Genomic DNA, 255 nt, shown 5'->3' on the forward strand with positions numbered 1-255 from the left:
TACGCAGCGCGGACTGAACCTCACGCTTGAGCCCGCCGCGTGCCTGGAAGTAAAGGCTCTGGTAAATCGTTTCGGTGCTCACACGCATCTCCTGGTCATCGGGAAAATCTGAGACCAGCTTCTTCGAAATCTGCTCCGGGGACCATTGAAGCACCAGGCCGGCCTGAACATACTCCCGCAGCCTGCCCGGGACAGCGAGCTTCGCCGTTTTCGGGCGAAGCCTGCGCCCGGCAGCGAGGCGGTGCGCAGCATGAG

1 pseudogene is annotated in these 255 nt (G+C 62.4%); it reads right to left on the reverse strand.

Annotated elements, in window-relative coordinates:
• A pseudogene (locus tag NGB94_RS16740) lies at positions 1-255 on the reverse strand (IS30 family transposase); the annotation flags it as partial.

The organism is Arthrobacter koreensis, assembly GCF_035792275.1.
GTDB classification, from domain to species: domain Bacteria; phylum Actinomycetota; class Actinomycetes; order Actinomycetales; family Micrococcaceae; genus Arthrobacter_B; species Arthrobacter_B koreensis_A.